The sequence below is a fragment of the Prevotella sp. P3-92 genome (assembly GCF_002251205.1).
Lineage (GTDB): Bacteria > Bacteroidota > Bacteroidia > Bacteroidales > Bacteroidaceae > Prevotella.
In genome coordinates this window covers 1-26179 of the sequence record NZ_NPJE01000072.1, presented here as the reverse complement: position 1 = coordinate 26179, position 26179 = coordinate 1, and the positions used below count along the sequence as shown (strand labels likewise).

The following is a 26179-nucleotide window of genomic DNA, read 5'->3' as shown; positions in this document are numbered from 1 at the left end:
AATCCTCTACAAACCTATCTGCACTACGTTTCTGAATCCCGCCACCACTCCCTACTTTTGAAATGCTTTCGCCTGTTGGAATCACTTATTGGTTCTTATCTTTGAACAGTTGCCTATTCCTTCAGCCATCCACTGATGAGGTTGATGATTTCCTGTCGGGTGGGTTCGGGGAATGAGAGAATTCGTGTGCGGTGTGAACCACCCTTGCAAACATATACATGCAAGTTGGTTTTGTTTTTGGTGAATGGTAGTCCGGCAACGCCCGATGCGCCCCATGGGTCAAGGTCACCATAGATATAGATCATCTTAGGATCGTTGTGGCTCAGATATTCCACTGTGCGTTTGTAGAGTTCCGGTGAGAATTTTACGTCTTCTGCATCTTTGGGCAACATCAGTCGCTTCAGGTATCCTTTTGCAGTCTTGATGCTCAGGTATTTCTTGAAAGGTTTGGTATAATAGCCATAGTATTCCTGTTGCCCTCATCTTTCGCGTGATGTTCACGCGCGTATGCGCATGCGCGATGTGTTGTTTTTCGACCACCGACCACCCGTGATGGTTATGTTTCTGAGTAGTAAAGACTTATATGGTGTTCGATGTTGTGGAATCGACCACCCTTCGACCACCGATCGACCACCAACTATATTTTTCTTTCCCTGGTAGTCTGACGTGTTTGAATCGATTGCCTATCGTTGGAAACTACATTTACCTAACGTTTGACACAACTCTTTCGCAATGTTTGAAATAACTTTTACCCAACGTTTGATATAACTCTTTTCAACGTTTGACACAACCATTATCCAACGTTTGACACAACTATTATCCAACGTTTGATAATACTATTATCCAACGTTTGACACAACCATTATCCAACGTTAGACAAAACTTTTGTCAGGCGTTAGAAAAACGCTGAAAAAAACAAGTGTAGCATTTACATTGATACCAGTTTGTGTGGAAACTATCGTTAGGGCTATCCAAAAACAAGAGAATAGCGATTCCTATATGCCTACGAATAGATTGTGTTGTAGTTATTTTTCGTGCGTGAATAATGCATATAAAATCCACCCATATCTATATGTCAACCCACACGAAGAAGTGTATGGATGAACATATAGTTATGGGTGGCACGATTTTCAACGAACCGATATTACATCGTTGCTCCGAATCTGGCGCTTGGCAGTGGAGCTGTGAAGTAGTAGTTCTGATCGTTGTTGTTATCCAAGAAAACTACCTTTTTCATGCCAAAGAAAGGAATGCCGTTGGGGAAAAGGCGAGCAAAATCGGTAACACCGCCAGAGCGTGCAGGACTTTCGGCTTTCACGTCGAAGTTCCATGCCTTGTCGAAGGCGAGTGGAGCACCTTTTTCCACATCATCTGATTCGCAATTGATATTCATGTTACTGCTTTGTTTGAAATTTTCGAATAGTGGGTCGAGTTGTCCGGCAACGCCGCTCTTGATGTCGGTATCAAACCAAATGCCGAGTGAAGCCCCTTTCTCCATTTGTTTCACACCCGTTTCTGTTGAGGCGAAATAATAGTTGGGAGTGAGTCGGCTGTGCTCCATATCTGCACCGTCCTGCTTAGGTTGTTTCAGTCCGAAGCGTGAATCGTAGATTAAATTGTTGACGAAAATGGGCTTTGCAGCCTTCTCGACCCATACCGAACCGCCTTTTTGGTTTTTGGCGCGACGCCATCCACAATCTACAACCGTATTGTTATATACGGTCATTTCGGTGAGAGGAATCACCTCGCTGTTACCCGCATTTGAGAGTTTGAAAGCATTGGTGCAGGCATTGTAGATGATATTGTTAGCCACATCAAATTTGCATCCAGCCTTCACGTTGATAGCTTCGCCACCATCGGTCTTGTTTCCGCAATCAGCAAAGATGCTGTTGACAATGACGGCATTGCCGCCAGTAAAGTAGGTAAGGTCGTTGTAGGCATCGTGGAAGAAACTGTTTGCAATCACAAACTTACCGTTTACATTGCAAAAATGGAAGGCAGGCACACCGCCATCGATAGTAGTTTTGAAGAGTTTTCTTTGAAACGAGATGGAGTTTTCTGTAGGTGTTGCTCCTGCGTAGGCTATCTCTACATGGTTGAGCACCACTTCTTCCGAATTGTATCCGCAGATGATACCACCCCATGCCTCAGGTTTCTTGTCGTCTGAAGTAAACACAACGGGCTTCTCGGCAGTACCCATACAGTAGAGGTTGCCCAATACCACGATTTCGATGGGCACTTGCACTTCAGCCTTGCAAGTGACAGTCACACCCGGTTCGATGTAGAGCGAAGTGCCTTCCGGAATTTCTATGCTCTCGGTCAGCGTAGTGTCTTTGGTCCATACCAGCGACCCTATGGGGTATTCGGCAAACGATGTTTTGATGACATCGGTAGAACCTTGGTTATTGTTATCCTGATTGTTGTTGTTTACGTAATCGTATGGATTGATATTGTCGTTCTCGCATGATGTTGAGAACACTGTCGTTGCCATGATCAACATGCAGGCGAAAGTATTTATCTGTTTCATATTTGTTCTTGTTTTTTATAGTTTATATCTTACTCCCAAAAGGAATGTTCTGCCGTATTTATACGTACCTATGATGGTCTTATCACTCTGCTGTCCCTCATATTCAAGGTTGGCAGGGTTCACCGTCTTGAGGTATCTCTCTCGTTTGGCATCGAGCAGATTGTTGGCTTTGAAGAAGATAGAGAATCCGTTCTTGAATTGTTTTTCGGCGCTAAGATCGAGTCCAAACATGGCTTTGTCCCATTGGTCGGCATCTTTGAAAGGTGATACCAATGCCAGTTTGGTGCCAGTGAACGAAGCCGCGAGTTGTCCATTCCATCCGTGTTCGGTATCCTTATACAGCAGAGAGAGGTTGGCGGTGTGTGGAGCCTGATTTACCAGAGGTCGGGTCTGGGTCACTCCCGTCTTATATTCCGCGCTGCCTTCTTGATATTCACGCTTTGATGTTGTGATTCTCGAATAGGTATAGGTGTAGTTTGCCTTTATACCAAAGTGGCGGATATACTTGATGACGTCGATTTCGAAACCCATGTTTTTGGCATTTCCCAAATTGTCGGGCATATAGTAGGCATCGGTTCCCGCACCAATCTTACCGTCGGAAGTGACAAACACCTGTTCGATAGGATCCTTCAGGTATTTATAGAATACGCCAGCCAGTATCTGTTCATTCTTTGACGGAAACCACTCCCATCGCAAGTCGATATTATCGATGCGTGCTCGCTTCAGATTAGGATTACCCTTCTCCTGATATTCCTCGCCCTGAATCTGATAAGGCACAATCTCGTAGAATCCAGGTCGGTTGATGGAACGATAGTAGGATAGACGCACATTCATCTTTTGTGTAGGTGTCCACTTGATATTGGCAGAGGGCAGATAGTCCCAGTAGCTCTGTTCTCCCACCTGTCCCATGTTGCGGAAGTGTTGCAGCATGGTGTATATCTGGTTGGTGTGTTCTGCGCGGAAACCAACATTCACCTCGCCCAATTGACTCTTCATGGTCATCATGGCATAGGCTCCACCGATGTGTTCCTTAGAGTCGTAGTTGAGTTGTGAGGCTTGCGAGTATGGAGTTCTGCATGTCCATTCGATATGGCCAAACTGCTCCAGACTATTGTCATCCAACGTCAGTTCGGTATCGGCAGGATTGAAGATGTAGGAATAGTATCTGTTGCTGCGTTCCTTGCGACGATACTGCCCACCAGTTTTCCAAATAGCTTCCATATCGTTTCCGAAACGGGTGTTGTAAGTGAGGTTGATGTATCCAGCCCAATCGGTATCTCTGTTGTGTTGGAATCGGCGTTCCGCATTTTTTGGATACGTCTTGCTAATGGTCTTGTTGGGCGACCAGATCGAGCCGGAAACGGCATCCCCCTCTGTGTTGTCGGTAGTCACCGTGTTGCTCAGTGTGGCGTAGGTTCTATCGGGATCCTCCTCTTTGGCTTGAGAAAAAATTCCCGCCCAGTCGATGGTGAAATCCTTGGTGAGATGGTGAGTGCCCTTCAGATTGGTGGCAAAAATGCTTTGCGTGGTAGAGGTAGATCGCATCTCGTCATCTTGCGTATAACTGTTTTCGCCGATATATTCAGTACCGATGCCATTGCTGTATCTGATACCTTTGGAGTTGGTATGCACATACATATTATACCATTCCAACTTGTGACCAGGCAAAGTCAGGTCCAGTTTGGCATGAACACCCGTATTCAAATCGTGGATGCTGTAGTAGCGGTGTTGCAGCTTGGAAATATACATGGCCTGTTCGCCCGAAGCCATCTTTACAGAATTATAAGTGCGCTCAGTCCCCCGGAAGGTGTTTTGTATGCTACCTGCAACTATCACGCCCAAGCGGTCTTTCCAGAAGCGATTGCCTATGCTGATGCCACCAATGAAGTTGGGACTTGGAGCGGAGTGACTCTTTAGTTGCATCGGACCATTCTTAAAGTCGCTCATGCTTGCCTTGTATTCCGAACCGAAAGCCTCGTAAGGCGACTTGTGGGTATAGTCAGAACGGTTGCTTGTGAGATAGTCTCTGCCGTTTTTCCAGAAGTAATCGCTCGCTCCAATGGCAGCATTGGCTTGGAGCTGAAAACGTGAAGGAGCGTCCTTCATGACCATATCGATCACTCCACCGGCAGCATCACCTTCCATGTCGGCAGTCAACGACTTCGATACTACGAGGCGATCCATCAGGTCGCTTGGGAAGATGTTCAACGGGATGTAGCGGTTCTTGTCATCGGGACTTGGAATCTTCACCCCGTTCACAAGCGTGTAATTGTAGCGCTTGTCCATGCCACGGAGAATGGCATAAGAAGCCTCACCCGACGCATCGCGCTCCATCGTGACACCCGATACGCGCTGAAGCACACTGGCCACATTGACGTCGGGAGACAGTTGGATGCTCTGCTGGCTAATCACGTTGAGCACATTGCCAGCCGCCTTTACGGTTTCTACGGCACTACGGTCGGAGCGATATTCGCGATGACCCGTCACCACCACTTCGCCAAGTTCCTTCTGATCTTCAGTCATCGGAATGTCGAGTTTGTCTTTCTTGGCAACATCCACCACAATCTCCTGAGTCTTGTAGGCAATGTAGGAAACGATAAGGGTGAACTTTCCCTTGTTGGGCAATTCATGCAGGGTGAAAGTTCCGTCGAGGCCTGTAGTGGTGGTCACTTCAGGCAACTCTTTCACTCGGATCACAGTTCCGATGAGCGGTTCGCCCGTTTTGTTGTCCTTGACAGATCCATCCAGCGTATGGGCTTGGATAGTAGCTGTCACGGCGGCAAGCAATGCCGCACTGATTAAAAATCTTTTCATCTCAATATATGTCTCAGTAGAATACTTCTCTCTGCTTCCTTTTATTTGCTTTTTTCTATCGTGTGAATCACTTTGCCCTCTTTGTCAATCATCGACATGCGGAGCTGATTCTTGTCGGCTGTGATGACAGAAAAACCATCGGCAGAACTGCAAAATACGGTGCCGTCGATAGGTTTTACTGGGCGTGCCAACGACGACGATGAGTTGACCACATAGTCGATAGCATCTCCTTTCTTCTCGATATGCTGGAAATTATGGATGTGTCCGCAGGCGTAAATTGCCACATTATTATATTTATGGAGCACAGGCAACAGGCGCTTCTGCATATCAAGACGCTCGGTTTCCTTCTTGCCTGTCTCGGCGTAGATGGGGTGGTGACCCACCACGACGACCCAGTCTTCGTGGGCATTCTTTAGCGTTTCGTCGAGCCAAGAGAGTTGCGCTTGCATATCCTCCTTACAGGCGTCGGGGTATGTGTCGGCATTCTTGCGATAAGAATCGATAAGGGGTGTGGTGTCGAGGAATACGATGCGTATGGTGGTATTCTTATGTGAAAACACCTTTGTGTAGTATTTGGCAGGCATCATCCAACGGCGGCTCACCTTGCCATAGTTGAGGAAAGCCTCGGTATTGCCCCGATATTCATGGTTGCCGCAAACAGGAAACCAGTCGAGCATGAGGTCGGGATGGGAGTAGATCAACTCGTAATTGGTCATCCAAAGTGGGTCTTGCAATGATGCCACTCCATTGAAATGATGGATATCGCCCACGGCAAGTACTGCTTCCGGATCTACCACATCAGCCATTTCGCCCATCAGTTCGGCAATCGGCTTTTGGTCGTAATAGCCATTCCGACCCATGTCGTTGGTCATATAAAGTGTGATTTCACCTTTCAATTTCTCCCATTCTGTGGCATTTTGTGCTTGCGCCTGCACGTTGGCAAGCATCAGACAGACAGCCATCAGCATCATGGCAACTCTATTGCCGCATGCTCTCATTACATTGTTTCTCATTTTATTTCTCTTTTTAAAATTGATTTTATCCTCATCTAAATAGTGTTCCGAAATACCGATATATGCTATTAAAGCACCCGAATCTCAAACCCATTCATGGTGGGTGAAATGCGAGTGCAAAGGTAGTGGGACGATGTGTCAAACGTGTTACGAGTGTTTGAACATCTTGATAAAGTCGTGTAACAATACTGTTACAAGTCAGAGAAAGAACAGTCGCGATGTTACAAATCTGCAATTACAGATGGTCAATTTGCCACAAAACATCATACTTTTGATGGAAATGTCTTAGTTCTCGATATTTTTATTTAATTTTGCAACGATAAGCTATCAACATATACATTATCTATAATAAGCATACACTATGAAGATATTCGCCGTTGGCATGAACTACCTCCAGCATACCGAAGAACTGGACGGAAAGGCATATAAACCAGAAAAGCCTGTGATATTTACCAAGGCTGATTCGGCTTTGTTGAAAGACCACAAGCCTTTCTTTATCCCTGACTGGAGCAGTCAGGTGGACTATGAAACAGAATTGGTGGTGCGCATCTGCCGATTGGGAAAGAGTATTCCAGAACGCTTTGCTCACAGATACTATGATGCCGTGACCGTGGGAATCGATTTTACAGCCCGTGATCTGCAGCGCGAAGCACGCGAGAAAGGATTGCCCTGGGAACTCTGCAAGGGCTTCGACGGCTCGGCGGTTATTGGCGACTGGGTCGATGTGGAGAAGTTTCGCGACATTCAGGCACTCCATTTCCATCTCGACATCAATGGCAAGACGGTGCAGGAAGGCTGTTCAAGCGATATGCTCTATCGTGTTGACGAACTCATTGCCTATATCTCACAATATTTCACACTGAAAACTGGCGACCTGCTCTATACCGGCACACCTGTTGGAGTGGGACCCGTGCATATCGACGACCATTTGGAAGGATGGATAGAAGAACGAAAAGTATTGGAATTCAACTGTAAGTAGATGAAACACGCATGGCTGAGTCTTATCGTGTTGCTCGTGTTGCTGACACCTTGTCGCGCACAACGCACCATCAACCTGACGGCTTCTGAGGTCAGGATTGACTCTGTATTGCCACGCGTAAGCTATTCCATTCCACTCTGTGGCGCATACCTCGACTCCGTATATACAGTAAGTCTCGACTATCCCGAATTCATCCCGATGGGTAATGCCGATGTGCAGCGCCTGCAGAAAATTACAGACGCATCGTTGCCGCGTATTCCACGCATATCCCAACAACTCAGCATCGCACGTAAAAAAGGAAGCCTTGAAGTTTCTTTCGTACCGTTGGTGAAGCGCGGACGTAAGCTCCAGAAACTCGTGAGCTTCGTGCTTCGCATCGATGCCAAAGCCAAACCGGCACGCAACCGCACACAACAATCTGCCACAGCACCTGTCAATCGCTATGCCGACCACTCGGTATTGGCAGAAGGGCGATGGGTGAAAATCAGCGTGCCTGCCTCAGGTATCTATCAGTTGACCGACAAACTGCTGCGAAATGCAGGATTTGCAGATCCCTCGCGCGCTAAAGTCTATGGCTATGGTGGTGCCTTGCAGCCTGAATGGCTGACGGCAGACTATCTGCAAACCACCGACGATTTGCATGAAGTGGCAACCTGTCGCCTTTCCGATGGGCGTTGCCTGTTGATGGCAACAGGCCCTGTGACGTGGGACAGCAACCATCAGCGCATCCGTAATCCCTATGCCAATTACGGTTGTTATTTCTTGACAGAGGGCGACAACCCACTTACAATCGATACAGAAGCCTTTTTGACCAACTGGCAATCGCATGCCGACCGCACGCATACGCTCTATGAGGTTGATGACTATGCTTGGTATCAAGGTGGCAGAAATCTCTATGATGCCACGCGTATCACAGCCGCCAATCCTCGCAGTATCACCCTGCAAGGTGCACAAGACCACGATACCGGATCTCTGACTGTGACGCTCTCTGCCGACCAAGCCACTGCTGTGATGGTGGGAGTCAATGGGCAGAACGTGGGACAACTGGCGGTGGTATCGCGTGGCGAATACGATGAGATGCGTACTGCCACGGCAACTTTTCCCGTGACCGAACTGCTTGCAGCCAACAATAAAGTGACGCTCACGCCCGTCAATGCTCAGGCTGTGGTGCGTCTCGATCATATCTCGCTCTATCATGCTACACCGGAGGCTACACCCAATCTCGCTTCCGCAACATTTCCTGCACCAGACATTGTGGGACTGGTCAATAATCAGAACCTCCATGCCGACGGTCCTGCCGATATGATTATCATCATTCCTGCCGACCGTAAGATGCAGGAACAAGCCCAACGGTTGGCTGATTGGCACGAAACCCACGATACCCTTCGCGTGCGCATCGTTGCGGCCGACCAACTTTACAACGAGTTCAGTAGTGGCACACCCGATGCCAATGCCTACCGCCGCTATCTTAAAATGCTCTACGACCGCGCTACAACAGAGGCTGACCAACCGCGCTTTCTGTTGCTGATGGGGGATGGAGCATGGGATAATCGCATGCTTACCACCACTTGGCGGGGGTATCGGCCTGACCAGTTCCTACTCTGTTATGAGAGCGATAACTCCTATAGCCGTACCGGCAGCTATGTCTGCGACGACTATTTTACGCTCCTTGACGATGGCGAAGGCGCTAATCTCTTGGGTAGCGACAAGAGTGATGTGGCTGTAGGCCGCCTGCCCGTGCGTACTGTGAGTCAGGCGGAGGCGGTAGTGGATAAGATTATTGCCTATGCAGACAATCGCGATGTGGGCAGTTGGCAGAATCTTATTGTCGTGATGGGCGACGACGGCAACGAAAACCAGCACATGGAAGATGCCGATGATGTGGCGAAACAAGTCGAATGCCAACAGCCTTCTGTCCAAGTGAGGCGCATTCTTTGGGATGCCTATCAGCGCACATCGTCTGCCACATCTAACAGTTATCCCGATGTGACACGGCAGATACGTCAACTGATGAATACCGGAGCACTCGTCATGAACTATTCCGGTCATGGCGCTGCAACAAGCCTATCCCATGAGAAGGTGGTGGATGTTACCGATTTCGCCAATGCCGTTTCCAGTCATCTGCCCCTTTGGGTTGCTGCCACGTGTGATATTATGCCCTTCGACGGACAGACAGAGAATATCGGTGAGACCGCACTGCTTAATCCCCATGGTGGCGCCATTGCCTTTTACGGTACCACGCGCACCGTCTTCCAGTCGTATAACCGCCTGATGAACCAGACCTTCATGCGTCATTTGCTCAATATTTCCGATGGGCGCCCCATGCCTATTGGTGAGGCTGTGCGCCGAGCAAAGAACGAATTGATAACTACCGGAGGCGACCTTACCGCCAACAAACTACAGTTTCTCCTACTTGGCGATCCTGCTTTGCGCTTGTCGCTCCCCGTCAGAAAGGTGCTTATCGATAGCATCAACGGTGTGGCTTTGACAGATACCGACCGTCCGATACCACTCTCTGCCGGTACTACAGTCAAGGTTTGTGGTCATGTGCAGCAGGGGGAGGGGGCTGATCCTGCTTTCAATGGACAGATTACCGCCACGGTATGTGATGCTGCAGAGACGGTGGTGTGCCGACGAAACGATTCGTCACAGGCACAGAAAGCCTTTGTATATACCGACCACACCCATACTTTGTTTACTGGAAGTGATAGCATCCGGCAGGGTGTGTTCTCGTTTTCCTTCACCGTGCCACGTGACATCAGCTATTCCGATGCCATAGGACTCCTGCATGTCTATGCGGTAAATACCGACCGCACGCAGACTGCCAATGGGCATTGCACCCGTTTTACTCTGGGCGGAACCGATGCCAATACCGATGATAACGAGGGCCCCGAAGTATATTGCTATCTCAATAGTAGCGACTTTGTGGATGGAGGGCGCGTCAATCCCACTCCTTATTTCATAGCCGAACTGGAAGATGCCAGCGGTATCAATGCCGCAGGCAATGGTTTGGGCCACAACCTGACCTTGGTGATTGACGGACAAACCACACAGACTTACAACCTCAACGATTATTTCGCTTATGATTTCGGTAGCCACACCCGTGGCACGGTAGGCTTTAGCATTCCCCAGTTGACAGTGGGCGACCACCATTTGATGTTCCGCGCTTGGGATATGCAAAACAATGTCACCACCCGCGAACTCAACTTCCGTGTGGTAGAAGGCCTTGCTCCTGGAGTGTTCGAAGTGGAAACCACACGCAATCCTGCCACTACCACTACCGGTTTCCGTATCATTCACGACCGTGTGGGTACAGCGCTCGACATCAGTATTGAGGTATTTGACATGGCAGGGCGCATGCTTTGGCAGCATCGCCAACAGGCAACACCATCAGACCGAAGTCTTACCATCGACTGGGATTTGTCTGCCAGTAACGGGCATCGTCTCTCTACCGGAGTCTATCTCTATCGGGTGCGCTTGGGTAGTACGGGAGGACAACAGGTGTCGAAAACCAAGAAACTGATAGTGTTGAGCAATAAATAATGCATGGCTACGTTATATTGATGATGAACAAAGTAAAGATTCTCCTTATAGCCATGTTGATGGCAACGGCAGCAAACGGTTGGGCGCAAGACGGAAAAAGTCAGTTCAACCCCATTGACCATGCCGTCATATCACAGACCATTGCACCCGATGCCCGTGCGGCAGGTATGGGCGATGTGGGTGCTGCCACCGATCCTGATGTCAACTCACAATACTGGAACCCCGCTAAATATCCCTTCTGTATCAGTAGGGCAGGCATAGCACTCAACTATACGCCATGGCTCCGACAGTTGGTCAACGATATCGATTTGGCATATCTGTCAGGTTACTATCGCATCGGCGACTATTCCGCTATATCTGGTTCGTTGCGCTATTTCTCCTTGGGTGAAGTTTATACCGGCAGTGGTGACGATGCCATGACGGTGAAACCCTATGAGATGTCGCTCGATGTGGCATATTCGCTCATGCTCAGCGAACGCTTTTCTATTGCTGCCGCCATACGTTGGCTCTATAGTGATCTGCGTTACGACTATAGCGAAGACGCTTCGCCAGCATCGGCAGTGGCAGCCGATTTGGCATGCTACTATAATAACTACATCAATATCGGACAGCGCGAATGTCAGTTGGGACTGGGTCTGAACATCTCCAATATCGGTAGTAAGATTACCTATTTCGGCGATGAACGATCCAACTTCCTACCTGCCAATATGCGTCTGGGCGCTTCGCTGATGGTGCCTGTCGATGAGTATAACCGCTTTACCATAGCTGCCGATGCCAATAAACTATTGGTACCGACGGTGCCCAGACAAAACGAAGGCGAGAGTAAAGAGGAGTATGAACAGCGTGTCATCGATGAATACAACAATGTGAGTGCCATTTCCGGCATCTTCAAGAGCTTCCATGATGCACCTGGCGGACTGAAAGAGGAGTTGCAAGAGATACAGTGGAGTGTCGGTGCTGAGTATGTTTACCATGATCAGTTCACACTGCGTGCAGGCTATCACCATCAGAGTGAGAACAAAGGCAACTTGAAATATTTCACTGTGGGAGGCGGTTTTCGCATGAATGTCTTTTCGCTCGATGTGGGATATGTCATTGCCACAGCCAAAAGCAATCCGCTCGACCAGACCTTGCGCTTCACACTGGCATTTGATATGGACGGTATCAAGGACCTCTTCAAACGATAAATCTACACCAAATATAATACAGACAAACAACTATGATACGAGTAGGAATGGGATATGATGTCCATCAGTTGGTCAGCGGACGCGACCTTTGGATGGGCGGCATCAAGATAGAACACACCATGGGACTGTTGGGACATAGCGATGCTGATGTGCTGATACATGCCATCTGCGATGCCATATTGGGTGCTGCCAATATGCGCGACATTGGTTTCCATTTTCCAGATACCAGCAGCGAAACTGAGGGAATGGATAGCAAGATTATCCTCCGCAAGACTATTGAACTGATTGCCACCAAAGGGTATCGGTTGGTAAACATCGATGCCACTATCTGTGCCCAGCGTCCGAAGATGAATCCGCATATTCCTGCCATGCAACAATGTATGGCAGATGTTATCGGTACCGATCCCGATAATATTTCTATCAAGGCCACCACTACCGAACGTTTAGGATTTACTGGTCGTGAGGAGGGTATCTCTGCCTATGCCGTGGCACTGATAGAAAAGTAATGGCGATTGTTTTGGCAATCCCTTTCAACTATCTGTAGGCAGATCTTTTTATTTCTTTATCACTGCTCTTATTACAAACCAAAGGTGGCACAGCAGTGTGGAAACAAATCCATAATGGTTGCGCATGACTGTGAAACGCTCACGGAGCGAGGCACGGTGATGTTGTGTGGTATTGCCGCCATCCATAAAGTCGGATAGAATTTGATGGCTGTTGACAATAGGTAGATGTCGCTTCTCCGCATCTTTCATCAGTCGGATACACCAATCTACATCGGCAGAGTGGCGGTACTGCAGATTGTAATGATGCTGTTGCGCCACATCCGTGCGGGCATAAAACGACTGGTGACATACCAACATGCCCCATCGGAACGATCGCCAAGAGAGTTGGTGGGGTGGGCGAAGTCTTCGTAATCGTAGGAAATGGCCTTGCTCATCCACTATTGCTGTATCTCCATAGACCACTGCAGGCAGTGGGGCAGAGGTGTTGCCGGCTGTCTGTAGGTCTATCGTCTGACAAACAGTCTGTAGGGTGTCGTCGGCATGAAACACGTCGCCAGCATTGAGAAATACCAGATAATCGCCCGTTGCCTTCGCCATTCCTTTGTTCATGGCGTCATAGATACCCTTGTCGGGTTCCGACTGGATGACTACGGGATAATTCTTGCCCTCGGCATAGCGATGCGCTATGGCGAGTGTATCGTCTTTCGATGCACCGTCTATAATAAGGTGCTCGATATGCTGATATGTCTGATGCGCCACACTGTCGAGGGTGCGTTGCAACACCGTAGCAGCGTTGTAGGTGATGGTGATGACGCTGATGGTAATGGTCTGTTGCATGAATAATAGTGGAAATTATTGTTTGGCTGTGGTCGGACGCATAGCGTTTTCATAAACCTGAATATACTGTCGTGCCACACGCTGGTGTGAATAGCAGCGTGTCACCTTGTCGAGACACGCTTTGCCAACGGCAGTCGGATCGGCTTCCGATAGTGCCCAGCGAATGCCATTGGCAAGGTCTTCACCACTGCAATAGTCTGCTACATAGCCATTCTGCTGATGGTCAATCTCTTCGGGAATACCTCCGATGCGGAATCCTACGCTGGGCAACCCACATGCCATAGCCTCCATGATAGTGTTGGGAAGATTCTCCGAGAGTGAAGGCAATACAAAGACGTCGGCAGCCTGATAGACACTGACGATGCGTTGCTCGTTGCTGATATAGCCCAGTGGGTAGGAACGGAACGGCAACTGCGCCACTACATCTTCGGCATGACCGCCGAGGATAGCCACTGCGGTATGTTCCACCATGTCGGGGTAGCGCTTTGCTAATAGTTGGCAGGCTTCCGTCAGATACTGCATACCTTTGTTGGGATTGGTAGCGCGCTGTGATACAAATAGAATGATACGGTCATCGATAGGCAATGATAGGCGTTGGCGTGCAACCGTTTTGTCTCCTGGTCGATAAATATACGTGCTGATAGGGTTGGGGATAGCGCTGACAGTCTGTCCTTTCAGCAGTGCGCTCTGTCGAGCCTCACCTGCCAACCATTGGCTACAAGCAACGAAACTGATGTGTCGTCCCTCGAGCATGTGTTGTTTGCGACGCCATATCAACGATGATAGGTCGTTGGCAGAACCGCCACCGGGCAGCAACCGACAGTATTGACAAGCGGTTTTGAACCGTTCACATCCGAGTGTAAGATGGCAGATGGCTGTTGCAGGCCATATATCGTGCATGGTCCACACCACCGGTTTGCCACTCTCCAGGATGCGTCGGATGCCGTTGAGCGATAGCGTGCCTTGGTTGATCCAGTGGAGATGAATGATGTCAGCTTCTCGAAATTCGGGCAGTTTGGTGATGTCGCAACCAGCATTTGCCATATCCACTTCAAAGAGATGGCGGCGCTGAAAGCGTAGGCGCACCCAAATGCACAGGCGTTCCCATAGAAAATTCCAGTGTAGCCGTTTTTGATGAGGCATTTGTGCTACGCTGATATGATCACTTTCTTTAGTGCCTACCAGCATTTTTGCTTTCACACCATTGCCGTTTAGAGCCTCCAATAGACGCTTAGCTGCCACTGCTGCACCACCTGTTCGTTCGCTTGTGTTGACTATCAGAACTTTCATATCTTCTAATTTTGCTACAAAATTACAAGTTTTTCTATAATTCCATTCTATTTTTTAGAGAAAAATCATCTATGGGCGTGGAAGCAGAAGGTGGTTTGCACTATCTTTGAGGCAATGCTTCTTCGCTACTCACGTTCGGAAGAACAAATAAAAAAAACGAGTTTTTCTTTGTTCTTCTCTCACTTAATCGTATCTTTGAGGCAATGCCTCTTCGATAGGCTGCACCTCGGAAATAAAAGAAAAACTACGTTTCTCTTTGTATTTCTCTCGGTTTGCACTATCTTTGTGGCAAAAAGAAAGAAATAGAATATGAATAAGAACGACTTTATGGCAAGAGCCATTGAACTATCGGAAAATAGTGTGAAGAATGGTGGTGGACCATTTGGTGCTGTCATTGTGAAAGATGGAGCGATTGTGGCAGAAGCATCCAATTGCGTCACAATAGACCTTGACCCGACTGCACACGCAGAGGTTAGTGCCATTCGTAAAGCAACAAAAGTGTTGGGAACATACGATTTGACAGGGTGTGAAATCTATACCTCATGCGAGCCATGCCCTATGTGTTTGGGTGCTATCTATTGGGCACACCTCGACAAAATCTATTATGCGAATGACAGAAAAGATGCTGCCGACATTGGTTTCGACGACGATTTCATCTACCAAGAACTCGAACTGAAGCCTGAATATCGTAAGAAACCCAGTGAAATAGTGATGCAACACGAGGCTAAACGAGCCTTTGAGATGTGGCGCGAGAAGACAGATAAGACCGAATACTAATCTGGATATGATATTTGTTGATTATATAATCCCCAAACAATAAATCTCTTTATGTTGAAACGCACAATTCTATTTATCCTTTTGTCTTGCATCTCAGTAGTCTGTATTGATGCGCAACGCCGTTGGGTTGTAACCGACGAAGACCTTACAGTGTGGGATTCTCCCCAATACCTGAATAAACTCGGTATGATACATCGAGGCTATGAAATCACCGAAACAGGTATGGATGGCGATATGATTCGTTTCGAATATCATGGAAAAACAGCTTATGTTGCTGAGTATTGCTGCAAATTGTTGAAACAAGAACCTGCAAAGAAAACTGAGCCAGCACAGCGTGAAGCAGTCATAGAGGTTAAGAAGAGCGAGAGCGATCGTGCATCATACAATACAGGAAACCCCTCAACAGCAAGCAACAACAGCAAATGAAGAAGCTGTTGGTGATGCAACCGACGTCCCCGAAAGGGTTGTTGTACCTAAAGAGAATAATAAAAGTGCAGAAAAAGTAACTTTGTCATCTGTAGTATTCAGCAGTCTATCCTCATTTTACGATGTGCATACTTTGTTGGAACTTCTGAAATCCAAAGAAAATAATAGATTTCCTTTGTATTTCGCTCACTTAATCGTACCTTTGACGCGATGCGTCCAAGTTACTCACGTTCGGAAATGAAAAGAAAAACGAGTTTTTCTTTTGCATTTCGCTCACTTAATCGTACCTTTGACCTGCGGTCCAAGGTAGGCTGCACCTTGGAAATGAAAAGAAAAACGAGTTTTTCTTTTGCATTTCGCTCGGTTTGCACTACCTTTGCACCTAATATTATAGAGAAAGAGATTTGTACTATAAGAATAATATTAGGTAAACAAGAGTGTAGCAACAGATAACAATTGCTCGAAAAAACGATAACGACAGCATGATACAGTCAATGACAGGCTACGGTAAAGCCGTAGTAGCATTCAAAGAAAAGAAGATTAATGTGGAAATCAAGTCGCTCAATTCCAAGCAACTTGACCTAACCACTCGTATAGCACCACTTTATCGTGAGAAAGAAATGGAGGTGCGCCAACTCATAGCAAAGCATTTGCTGCGCGGAAAAGTGGAAATGTCACTCTGGGTAGAAAAGGATGTCACAGTTGATGCCACTACCATCAACACCGCATTGATGCAGAACTATTACGATCAGTTGCGCTCTTTTGTTGAGGCTAATGCTATCGGACAGCAGGTGGATTGGTTGCAGACACTGACCCGCATGCCCGATGTTATGGCAAAGACAGAAGTGGAAACACTGACCGATGAAGAGTGGGAAGTGGCACGACAAGCAGTCGAGCAGGCCATCAACAACCTTGTTGACTTCCGTATTCAGGAAGGTGCAGCTCTGCAAAAGAAGTTTGCTGAGAAGATCGACAATATCGAAGCACTGCTCCAAAGCATCGAACCCTACGAGAAAAGTCGTGTGGAGAAGATTCGTACTCGCATTGTAGATGGACTCAAACAGATACCTTCTGCCGAATACGACAAGAACCGTTTGGAACAAGAACTCATCTACTATATCGAGAAACTGGATATCAGCGAAGAGAAACAGCGCTTGGCAAACCATCTGAAATATTTCCGCGAAACCATGGCAGACCATGCCGGACAGGGTAAAAAGCTCGGCTTTATCGCCCAAGAGATGGGTCGCGAAATCAATACCACCGGTTCGAAAAGCAATCAGGCAGAGATGCAGAACATTGTGGTGAAGATGAAAGACGAATTGGAACAAATCAAAGAACAAGTGCTCAACGCACTCTAAATCGCCTATGAAAGGAAAGCTCATCATCGTTTCAGCCCCATCCGGCAGCGGCAAATCGACTATCGTGCGTTGGCTGATGGAGCAACATCCAGAGCTGAAGCTCTATTTCTCCGTATCCTGCACCAGTCGCCAACCACGCGGAACAGAGCAGGATGGAGTGGATTATTTCTTTCTGCAACCCGACGAATTCCGTCAGAAAATAGCCAATGGCGAGTTTCTTGAATATGAAGAGGTCTATACCGACCGCTTCTATGGAACACTCAAAGCACAGGTGGAACGCCAGCGTGAAGCAGGCCAGAATGTCGTCTTCGACGTCGATGTGAAGGGTGGAGTAAACATTAAGAAATATTATGGCGATGAAGCCATGAGCCTTTTCATCCAACCCCCATCGGTAGAAGAACTGCGCCGCCGCCTTGAAGGACGCGCCACCGATACTCCCGAAGCCATCCAACAGCGTTTGGATAAGGCAGAATACGAATTGACCTTCGCCCCGAAATTTGACCATATCGTGGTCAACGACGACCTCGAAACAGCCAAACAAGAGGCACTCCGACTGCTCAAAGACTTCCTCGGATGAAGCATATCGGCATCTTTGGAGGGTCGTTCAACCCTATCCACTGTGGACATGTGGCACTCGCGGAAGAGATTCTCCGCCACACCAGCCTCGATGAGATATGGCTGATGGTGTCACCCCACAATCCCCTGAAGCAGCAAAACGACTTGCTTGATGACCAGAAGCGACTGGCATTGGCTGAGAAAGCCCTTCAGGGTCACCCTCATATCAACGTCAGCGACTACGAAATGCACATGCCCCGACCGTCCTATACTTGGAATCTTCTCGAGGCATTGACCGCCGATTTTCCCGGCCATGTGTTTTCGCTCATCATCGGAGGCGATAATTGGGATCTCTTCAATCGCTGGTATCGCGCTGACGACATCCGTAGGAAATACCCCATCATCGTTTATCCACGCCCCGGAAGTACGATGGTTCCTGCCGACGATGACCATGCCTGTTGTCACCTCACCGTGGTAAATGCACCGCTCCTTGACGTGTCGAGCACCGCTATCAGAGCCCGCATACAACGAGGCGAAAGCATCATTGGAATGGTGCCCGATAGTATTATTGCCGATGTAGAACGATTCTATCATCAATAAAAGATAACTAAAAATAAGTAAATTATCATCATGGAGAAATTGTTGCGAATCATCAGCATGCTTTGGAGGCCTATCCGATCCAATGTCTCCTTCTTTGTCTTCATGTATGCATTAGGATATTGCTGCACACAGACAGAGATACGACTGCACCTGCGCGGTGCCGTTCCCTACGAGCTGTCGGCTGTCGAATTGTTTTTCGATCTCTATCTGTTGTGTGCTATCCTGGCGGTAATCCCGCGTAAAGTGCGCCGTGTCATCCGTGCCGTTCTGGCTTTCATATTCTATGCGGTGGCACTCATCGACATGTTCTGCTATGTGCATTTCGAATCCACTTTGACCCCCACTATGCTGATGCTCTTCTTCGAAACCACCGGACGCGAAGCCGGCGAGTTTCTGCAATCTTATGTCGGATGGGATCTCATCACCTCTAAAACAGGACTCATACTGCTTATCGCGCTGCTCCATCTGGCATGGAATATGGTGGCACAACAGTTGCGGAGCAATAAAATGGTTGGTCCACGACTCGCTCCCCCAGTGGTATGGACGCTCAGTGCACTGGCAGGAATCGCTGCCTTTGCCTTTTTCATCCATTGCGGTTCCCGTTGTTGGGACAATAAGTGTGCCACGGTACGCCTGATGAGCAAGCACAATCTGGGAGAGGTGGAACACGAACTGACCCAAAAGGGGTGTGCCAATCTCTATCTCCCTATCTACCGTTTGATGTTTAGTCTCTATGCCAACCGATTGGCAGCGAAGCAGGTGGATCGTCTTCTTGCCACTTCCGAGCATGTCAGCGTAGAGAGTTGCGACTTCCGTAGTCCGCAGATCGTACTCATCATCGGCGAGAGTTACAACCGTCATCGCTCTCAACTCTATGGCTACCAGCGGCCCACTACCCCCCGACAGCTACAGCGCATGCAGGATAGCACCCTTGTGGCGTTCACCGATGTGGTAGCTCCATGGAACTTGACAAGCTTTGTTTTCAAGCACATGTTCTCACTTCACTGTATTGGCGACGATGGAGAGTGGTGTGACAGTCCGCTCTTTCCGCAGGTTTTCCGCAAAGCTGGCTATCACGTGAAGTTCCTTACCAATCAATTCCTACCCAAATCGGGTGAAGAAGTATATGACTTCAGTGGCGGCTTCTTCTTAAACAATCCCACGCTGAGCCGTGCACTCTTCGACGAGCGCAACTCCAAACTCCATCGCTACGACGAAGGATTGCTTGAAGACTACGACCGCATGGTGGCAAAGAAACGCTATCCCCACCAGCTCACCATCTTCCATCTCATGGGCCAGCACGTTGATTACCGTGCGCGCTTCCCGATGAAAACCCGTCGGAAGTTTACTCCTGCCGACTATAACCGCACAGACTTGTCGCCACAGCGTCAGCAGATCAATGCCGACTATGATAATGCTGTGCTCTACAACGACTCTGTGGTCGATCAGATTATCCGTCGCTTTGAAAACGAAAATGCCATCGTCATCTATGTGCCCGACCATGGTGAGGAGTGCTTCAACGGCAGTCTTCCCTTCTATGGTCGCATGCATTCTGCCGATATCGACTATCGGTTGGCACGCGAGGAATTTGAGATACCTTTCTGGATATGGGCTTCCGATGAATACCGCATGACCCATCCCTACGGATGGAAAGCCATACAGGAGTATCGCCACCGTCCGCTGATGACCGATGCGCTGCCCCATACGTTGCTTTTCCTTGGTGGCATCCACTCCAATTACTATCGTAAAAACTATGATGTGCTCAATGCCGAGTATAACACCCAACGGCCACGAGTGCTGAAGATGACCACCGATTATAACCATCTGAACAAGACATCACGCTGATGAAAACCACTCCTACGCTCCTTACGCGCACCGAATGCGCCGCCTTGCGCGGTCTCGCCATCATCGCCATCGTGCTCCATAACTATTGTCACTTCGTGGGATCGATAGTCAAGGAGAATGAGTATCAGTTTTTCACCTCTAATAATGACCGCCTGATGCAAGCGCTGTCCAGTCCCGACAGTCTGCTTCCTGCCCATCTGCTCTCGTATTTTGGCCATTACGGTGTACCCGTATTCCTCTTTCTCAGCGGTTTCGGACTGGTGATGAAATACGAGCGTGGCAGTGCCCCTGCCGATTCATTGGATCGCCGCTTGTCGTTTGTGCGCTACCATTATCTCAAACTCTTGCGCATGCTCATCGTGGGTTTCACCATCTTTCTCATGGTCGATGCCGTCACTCCGGGTCGTTTCCACTTCCATTGGAATCATGTAGTGGCACAGTTGGTGATGTATATCAATGTGTTGCCCACACCCGATAAAATCATCTGGCCCGGCATCTATTGGTTCTTCGGACTGATGATAGAACTCTATATCGTCTATCGTTTCCTGCTCTATCGCCGCCATTACGGATGGACTGTAGCGCTGATGGCAGTCTGCTGGATACTTCAAATGGTATGCGACCCTGAGGGCGATACCCTCAATCGACTGCGCTATAACTTCATTGGCGGCATGGTGCCCTTCGGCATGGGCATCCTCTGGGCACGCTATGAGCAGTGGCGCAAGGCGATGCCCCTATGGGGACGCGGTGTCTGGAGTGTGATATTGCTGGTGTCGCTGATATTGCTTTTTGTCATGAGCTACACCTTCCAGACATGGCTGTGGGTTCCTGTTATTGCCATTGTGGGTAGTGTGGCATTTGTCAAGAGCATACCTGCAGGTGCAGGCCATGTGTTGGCATGGTTTGGTGGCCTGTCAGCCGCCATGTTTGTGGCACACCCCATCATCCGCAAACTCTTTATCACCGTGGCATGGCGAGGCGACCTTTACGACGGACTGATGCTCTATGTCGTAGTGGTCATCGGTGCTTCGTGGGCGGTGCGACTATTGATAGACCAGATACCACAACCCCAAAGCGATAAATAGTATGCGTACCAAGGACATCGAACTGGCAAATATCAGCCGTTTCCGAGGCGAACTGATGGGAGCCGCCATGCTCTTCATCATCCTTTTCCATGTGGGATTACCCCGCACCGATTTGTTTTTCGGCCTCCGTCGCTGTGGCAATATCGGCGTCGATATATTTCTCTTTCTTAGTGGCATAGGCCTTTGGTTCTCCTGGGTGAAGCAACCTTCCACCTGGAGTTTCTATCGTCGTCGCCTGTTGCGCATTTTGCCTGCGTGGCTCATCATGGCATCGCTTTACTATATTCCACGCTTCAATCCGCAAACCGGGAGTATCATCGATCTGATAGGCAATATCACCATCAACTGGAATTTCTGGCTTCACGACGAGCTGACTTTTTGGTATATTCCCGCCATCATGATGCTTTATCTCTGGGCACCACCTTATATGAAACTCATCACCAAACACCCTATCTATCGTTGGTCGGTGGTATTGATGGTGTTGTGGTGTGTCATGGTGCAGTGGATCATACCCGTCCACCATGCTGTGGGACATTTGGAAATCTTCTGGAGCCGCGTGCCCATCTTCTTTCTTGGCATCAATTTCGGTGAAATGGTACGTCGTGAAGTGCGCATCGACGGTGCTGCCGTATGGCTTGCCCTGATCACCTTTGTGGCATGTTTCGCATCGTGCATCTATCTCGAACAGGTATCTCACGGGCGTTTCCCACTTTTCGTAGAGCGCATGATTTATATCCCTTTGACGCTGACAGCCATTCTGTTGCTCAATAGAATATTTCGCCGACTGCCCCAACGCGTCAACCGTTTCTGGGCTTTCTTCGGCGGATTGAGTCTGGAGGCATATCTCATCCACAACCACTTTGTGATGGCTTGGCTCAGTCCCTACCATCTGGGTTACTGGCCCACGTCGCTGTTGACCATCGTGCTGACCATCCCCTTGGCGTGGTTGCTCCATCAATTTGTGAAACGACTGTTGCAATGGCTATGAAAGAAGTAGTGGTATATGATTTCGACGGAACGCTGACCAAGAGCGATTCGCTATTGGATTTCATCCGTTATGTGCATGGGCGATGGGCAATGCTGTGGGGATTTCTGTGTTATTCGCCCTTGTTGGTGCTGATGAAACTGCACTGTTATCCCAACTACAAAGCGAAGCAAAAGGTGTTTGCCCATTTCTTCCGAGGCATGACGCTTCAGGAGTTTGACCGCCATTGTCGGCAGTTTGCTGCCGACAACCGCACGATACTGCGCGAAAAGGGTATGGCATCGCTGCAACGCGATTGCGATGCCGACCGCCAGGTGGTCATCGTCAGTGCCTCTATTGACAACTGGGTGCAGCCGTTCTTCCCCCATGTTTGTGTGCTCGGCACACAGGTTGAGGTGGCTCATGACAGGTTGACCGGTCGCTTTCTCACCCCTAATTGCTATGGCAGCGAGAAGGTGCGCCGCCTGTTGCAACGCTTTCCCGACCGCCAGCAATATCGCCTGACCGCCTATGGTGATAGCCGTGGCGACCGTGAGATGCTTGCTTTTGCCGATGAGGCTCATTATAAACCGTTTCGAGTATGAGAGAAAAACAGGTGGAAAAGATGCTGGTGACGGTTGTTGCCGTGCTGCTGTTGGTGCTCAACGTGCTGATGGTGATGAAGTATGATGCGGTGTTTTCCGTTGTTGCCGCCGACTATGCCAAGCGCTTGTCGTATCTCTTCCATGTCTCTGGCTTTGATCCCAACAACTATGCGATACTCACCGAGTGGGGCATGAAATATGATGTGTTGCGCCATCCGCTGTTACCCTATCTCATGGCATTACCCGCTTCGGTCAACGAGGTTGTCATGTCGCTGTTCGGCTTCAATGCCGCACTCTATATATCCGCCATGATTGTATGGTTTAGCGGCTGTGTGTCGGCATGGTTGCTCTATCGCATCATCCACCGACTGGTGGGTGTCGTAGCCGAAGATGCCGCCCTGCTGACCCTGTTGTTCTTTAGTTTTGCCTACATCCAGGTCACGTTTTTCGTGCCCGACCATTTCAGTTTGTCGCTCTGTCTCATCCTTCTTTCCATCTATTTGATAGGCCGTGCAGCTCAGAAAGGCCGTGTGCTGAAAACCTGGCAGACCGCTCTGCTCTTTATAGCAACCGCCGGTGTGACACTGACCAATGGTGTCAAGGTGTTTGCAGCCGAATGGATAGCCCGTGGGCGTCGCTTCTTCCAGTGGCGTTACTTCCTTTTGGCGGTGGTCGTTCCATCGGCATTGATGGTTGGAGCAGGCATGCTGGAGGAGCGAATCTATGTTTATCCGAAACAGCAGGAACAGCAGCGCTACTTCGAAGAACACAAGGCAGAGATGATGGCGAAAGCACACCAGAACCATCAACGCTATAAGCATGCGCCATGGGTCATCCATAAAGGCAAGGCGCTGGGACAGGGCGGACTGCTCCGATGGACCGATATCTCGACCTCCCGATGGGACACGATGACCGAAAACCTCTGGGGCGAATCCATCCAGTTCCACGAAACTCACGTGCTCGACGATGTGCTGACGAGTTATCGCCCGGTATTGCTGTCCTATCAGTCGGTGTGGCGCTATGCCGTTTCACTGCTTCTGCTTTTGCTCTTTGTGGCAGGTATCTGGATGGGACGTCACCACCATTTGCTATGGATGTGCCTGTTGGGCATCGTGCCCGATGCACTGATGCACCTAGGACTGGGCTTCGCCATCAACGAAGTGTATATCATGGCAGCCCATTGGCTTTATGTGGTCCCCATCGCCCTGTCGTTTCTCTTTGTGCGAGCTCACGGTCGGTGGCTGTTGGCGCTGCGTGGCGTCACGTTGGCACTGATGGTCTATTTGGTGAGCCACAACCTCGCTCTCCTTTTCGACTGGATGCAGCAGCCCATCGTATCTACTGCCTTTTGGTATGAATAAGTGTATGATTTCTCAAGCAACAAAATAAAAATTTGGTATGATAAGTATATTCAACGATATTTTCAAGATTCGTAAGGAAGAGCGCTGGATGGCACTCATCGTCCTGCTGGTGATAGTGGCACTCAACGGCTTGTTTATTGCGCGACTCTCCCCGCTGTTTATGCAAGAAGGCTTCGGCCCCTATTGGAAAGTCTTTATGCGCGAGTTCCATCTCTCCGGCTACGACCCCTTGACCTATCTTGGCGTTACCGATTGGGGCACCGTCTATAATGTCTATCGCCATCCGCTATTGGCATTTTTCATCTGGCCCCTGTTCCTCATCAATGCTATGTTGAGTGCATTGACGGGTGTCAACTGTGTGCAATATGTCGTAGCACTGCCACTCGTGGCAGCTTCGCTCTATTCCTATCTGTTCACCTATCGCATCATGCGCGAGTTTTTCCTCTTGCCCAAGGGCGATGCCACACTGCTGTCGGCGTATTATTTCTCGATGGCATATATCCTGTTGTCGGTCATTGTGCCCGACCACTTCACCATTTCGATGTTCTTGCTGCTGCTCACCGTCTATGTGTCGGGCCGTTGCATCCATGCCGGGCGACAACTGTCGTGGTGGCAGACCGCATTGCTTTTCGTGGTGACAGCGGGTGTCACGCTGAGCAACGGTATCAAGACCTACCTCTCGGCACTATTGGTCAATGGCCGTTCGTTCTTCCGTTGGCGCCATTTGCTACTTGGCGTGCTGCTGCCGGCTGCATTGATATGGGGATTCTCGCGCTGGGAATACCGCACCTACGTATGGCCCAAAGAGCAGCAACGGGCTGCCGCAAAGGCTAAAAAGGCAGAGGAACGCCAGCGTTTCATGGCTTCGTTGTCGGTAGATGAACGTCAGAAAGCCGAGGAAAAACAGCAGAAGCGCAATCAGGTGCTTGCGCGTCAGGCAGCCAAAACAGGTAAGCCGATGAAGAAAGTGGGCTTCTTGAGCTGGACCGATACCACCACTCCGCGATTGGAAACAGCCTATGAAAACCTCTTTGGCGAGGCCATACAGTTCCACCAGCAGCATTTTCTGGGCGATACGCTCGTGTTCCGTCCCGTCTTTGTGCGCTACGATTGGGCTATCAGCTATGTGGTTGAAGGCATCATCGTACTGCTTTTCATCGTAGGACTGTGGGTAGGTCGTCGCAACAGAGTGTTGTGGTTGGCACTATCATATTTTGTTTTCGACATGGGCATCCATCTCGTTTTAGGTTTCGGCATCAATGAGATATTCATTATGGCCCCCCATTGGCTCTTCGTAGTGCCTTTTGCAACAGCCGCATTGTTCCATCGGTTGCAGGGCACACCGCGTCAGGTGCTTCGCCTATTGACCGCAGTATTGTCGATCTACCTTCTTCTCTATAATGGTGTGCAGCTGGTAGATTTCCTCCTGTCGCCCATCAATGCAACGCTCTGAAACGTGTGACCGTACTGAAAAAAACTACCTATACGATACTTACGGACGTTGGATGAGATATCCATCCAGCGTCCATAGTTTTTCTGTTGACAGGCTCTTTCTCTGCAAATCAAATTGTTTTGCTGAGTAAATCAAATTGTTTTGCTGAGTAAATCAAATTGTTTTGCTGAGTAAATCAAATTGTTTTGCTCACGCAAGTATTGTTTCTGATAGTGCAATATATTGTCTGTTAGTGGTTTGTGCACGTTTGGAAGGTGTGCGACAAATGGTACTTTGCAGCGTCATAGAAGTCATGTGCCGATGCAACGCAACATGGTTGTGATAGCAATCTGACTTAATACAGATTTACTTTACACCGTTTTAACAATTAAAAAACAGTGTAAATGATGAAAAAGGAACGTAGAGCAGCTCGTCATTTTGACGATCAATTCCGTTTGAGTGTATTAAAGGATTATTA

Annotated in this window: 21 protein-coding genes; 15 read left to right on the top strand and 6 right to left on the bottom strand. The window is 48.9% G+C overall.

The window, feature by feature from the left end; genetic code table 11:
• Positions 1–113 precede the first annotated feature (113 nt).
• From CIK93_RS13085 to CIK93_RS13070, 4 genes are all read right to left on the bottom strand, one after another.
• Positions 114–392: a hypothetical protein gene (locus CIK93_RS13085; RefSeq protein WP_094447608.1), complete on the bottom strand. Its 279-nt coding sequence runs from the start codon at positions 390–392 to the stop codon at positions 114–116.
• A 752-nt stretch (positions 393–1144) separates the two neighbouring features.
• Positions 1145–2527 carry a hypothetical protein gene (locus CIK93_RS13080; protein ID WP_094447607.1) on the bottom strand — a complete coding sequence of 461 codons (1383 nt, stop codon included), beginning with the start codon at positions 2525–2527 and terminating at the stop codon, positions 1145–1147.
• Positions 2528–2542: 15 nt separating this feature from the next.
• Positions 2543–5341 carry a TonB-dependent receptor gene (locus CIK93_RS13075; protein WP_094447606.1) on the bottom strand — a complete coding sequence of 933 codons (2799 nt, stop codon included), beginning with the start codon at positions 5339–5341 and terminating at the stop codon, positions 2543–2545.
• Between the two features lie 41 nt (positions 5342–5382).
• Positions 5383–6354, bottom strand: a complete 972-nt coding sequence (locus tag CIK93_RS13070) for a metallophosphoesterase (protein WP_094389810.1) — start codon at positions 6352–6354, stop codon at positions 5383–5385.
• A gap of 361 nt (positions 6355–6715) precedes the next feature.
• On the opposite strand from CIK93_RS13070, the gene CIK93_RS13065 reads away from it, so the two are divergent.
• Genes CIK93_RS13065 through ispF form a run of 4 tightly spaced genes read left to right on the top strand, consistent with a single transcriptional unit; the run spans position 6716 to position 12569 of the window.
• Positions 6716–7333, top strand: a complete 618-nt coding sequence (locus tag CIK93_RS13065) for a fumarylacetoacetate hydrolase family protein (RefSeq protein WP_094389809.1) — start codon at positions 6716–6718, stop codon at positions 7331–7333.
• A complete protein-coding gene (gene porU, locus CIK93_RS13060) occupies positions 7334–10876 on the top strand; it encodes a type IX secretion system sortase PorU (protein ID WP_094447605.1) in 3543 nt (1180 codons plus the stop codon).
• Between the two features lie 23 nt (positions 10877–10899).
• Positions 10900–12063, top strand: a complete 1164-nt coding sequence (gene porV, locus CIK93_RS13055) for a type IX secretion system outer membrane channel protein PorV (RefSeq protein WP_094447627.1) — start codon at positions 10900–10902, stop codon at positions 12061–12063.
• Between the two features lie 32 nt (positions 12064–12095).
• Positions 12096–12569, top strand: a complete 474-nt coding sequence (gene ispF / locus CIK93_RS13050) for a 2-C-methyl-D-erythritol 2,4-cyclodiphosphate synthase (RefSeq protein ID WP_094389807.1) — start codon at positions 12096–12098, stop codon at positions 12567–12569.
• A 48-nt stretch (positions 12570–12617) separates the two neighbouring features.
• Here ispF and CIK93_RS13045 read toward each other — a convergent pair whose 3' ends face one another.
• Both CIK93_RS13045 and CIK93_RS13040 read right to left on the bottom strand, forming a co-directional pair.
• The gene (locus CIK93_RS13045) at positions 12618–13406 is read right to left on the bottom strand and encodes a glycosyltransferase family 2 protein (protein ID WP_094435231.1); all 789 of its coding nucleotides are present in this window, start codon (positions 13404–13406) and stop codon (positions 12618–12620) included.
• 15 nt (positions 13407–13421) lie between these two features.
• Complete coding sequence (locus CIK93_RS13040; RefSeq protein ID WP_094447604.1) at positions 13422–14696, bottom strand: glycosyltransferase family 4 protein; 1275 nt, start codon at positions 14694–14696, stop codon at positions 13422–13424.
• Positions 14697–15005: 309 nt separating this feature from the next.
• On the opposite strand from CIK93_RS13040, the gene CIK93_RS13035 reads away from it, so the two are divergent.
• The 11 genes from CIK93_RS13035 (at position 15006) to CIK93_RS12985 (ending at position 25722) form a co-directional block, all read left to right on the top strand.
• Complete coding sequence (locus CIK93_RS13035) at positions 15006–15473, top strand: nucleoside deaminase (RefSeq protein ID WP_094439311.1); 468 nt, start codon at positions 15006–15008, stop codon at positions 15471–15473.
• 51 nt (positions 15474–15524) lie between these two features.
• A complete protein-coding gene (locus CIK93_RS13030) occupies positions 15525–15899 on the top strand; it encodes a hypothetical protein (protein ID WP_094447603.1) in 375 nt (124 codons plus the stop codon).
• A 482-nt stretch (positions 15900–16381) separates the two neighbouring features.
• Positions 16382–17257, top strand: coding sequence for a YicC/YloC family endoribonuclease (locus CIK93_RS13025; RefSeq protein ID WP_094447602.1), 876 nt, complete (start codon positions 16382–16384; stop codon positions 17255–17257).
• A 7-nt stretch (positions 17258–17264) separates the two neighbouring features.
• Entirely contained in the window at positions 17265–17834 is a 570-nt protein-coding gene (gene gmk / locus CIK93_RS13020; protein WP_094389801.1) for a guanylate kinase, read from the top strand.
• Positions 17831–18412: a nicotinate (nicotinamide) nucleotide adenylyltransferase gene (nadD, locus tag CIK93_RS13015; protein WP_094439315.1), complete on the top strand. Its 582-nt coding sequence runs from the start codon at positions 17831–17833 to the stop codon at positions 18410–18412. The genes gmk and nadD overlap by 4 nt, the downstream gene beginning before the upstream one ends.
• A gap of 30 nt (positions 18413–18442) precedes the next feature.
• On the top strand, positions 18443–20257 hold the full coding sequence (locus CIK93_RS13010) for a phosphoethanolamine transferase (protein WP_094447601.1): 1815 nt from the start codon (positions 18443–18445) through the stop codon (positions 20255–20257).
• Complete coding sequence (locus CIK93_RS13005; protein ID WP_094447600.1) at positions 20257–21339, top strand: acyltransferase; 1083 nt, start codon at positions 20257–20259, stop codon at positions 21337–21339. The genes CIK93_RS13010 and CIK93_RS13005 overlap by 1 nt, the downstream gene beginning before the upstream one ends.
• 1 nt (position 21340) lies before the next feature.
• The gene (locus CIK93_RS13000) at positions 21341–22327 is read left to right on the top strand and encodes an acyltransferase (RefSeq protein WP_094389797.1); all 987 of its coding nucleotides are present in this window, start codon (positions 21341–21343) and stop codon (positions 22325–22327) included.
• Complete coding sequence (locus CIK93_RS12995) at positions 22324–22908, top strand: HAD family hydrolase (RefSeq protein ID WP_094389877.1); 585 nt, start codon at positions 22324–22326, stop codon at positions 22906–22908. Before CIK93_RS13000 ends, CIK93_RS12995 begins: the two co-directional genes overlap by 4 nt.
• Entirely contained in the window at positions 22905–24269 is a 1365-nt protein-coding gene (locus CIK93_RS12990) for a DUF6080 domain-containing protein (RefSeq protein ID WP_094447599.1), read from the top strand. Before CIK93_RS12995 ends, CIK93_RS12990 begins: the two co-directional genes overlap by 4 nt.
• A 37-nt stretch (positions 24270–24306) precedes the next feature.
• Entirely contained in the window at positions 24307–25722 is a 1416-nt protein-coding gene (locus tag CIK93_RS12985; RefSeq protein ID WP_094447598.1) for a DUF6080 domain-containing protein, read from the top strand.
• Positions 25723–26179: the final 457 nt, after the last annotated feature.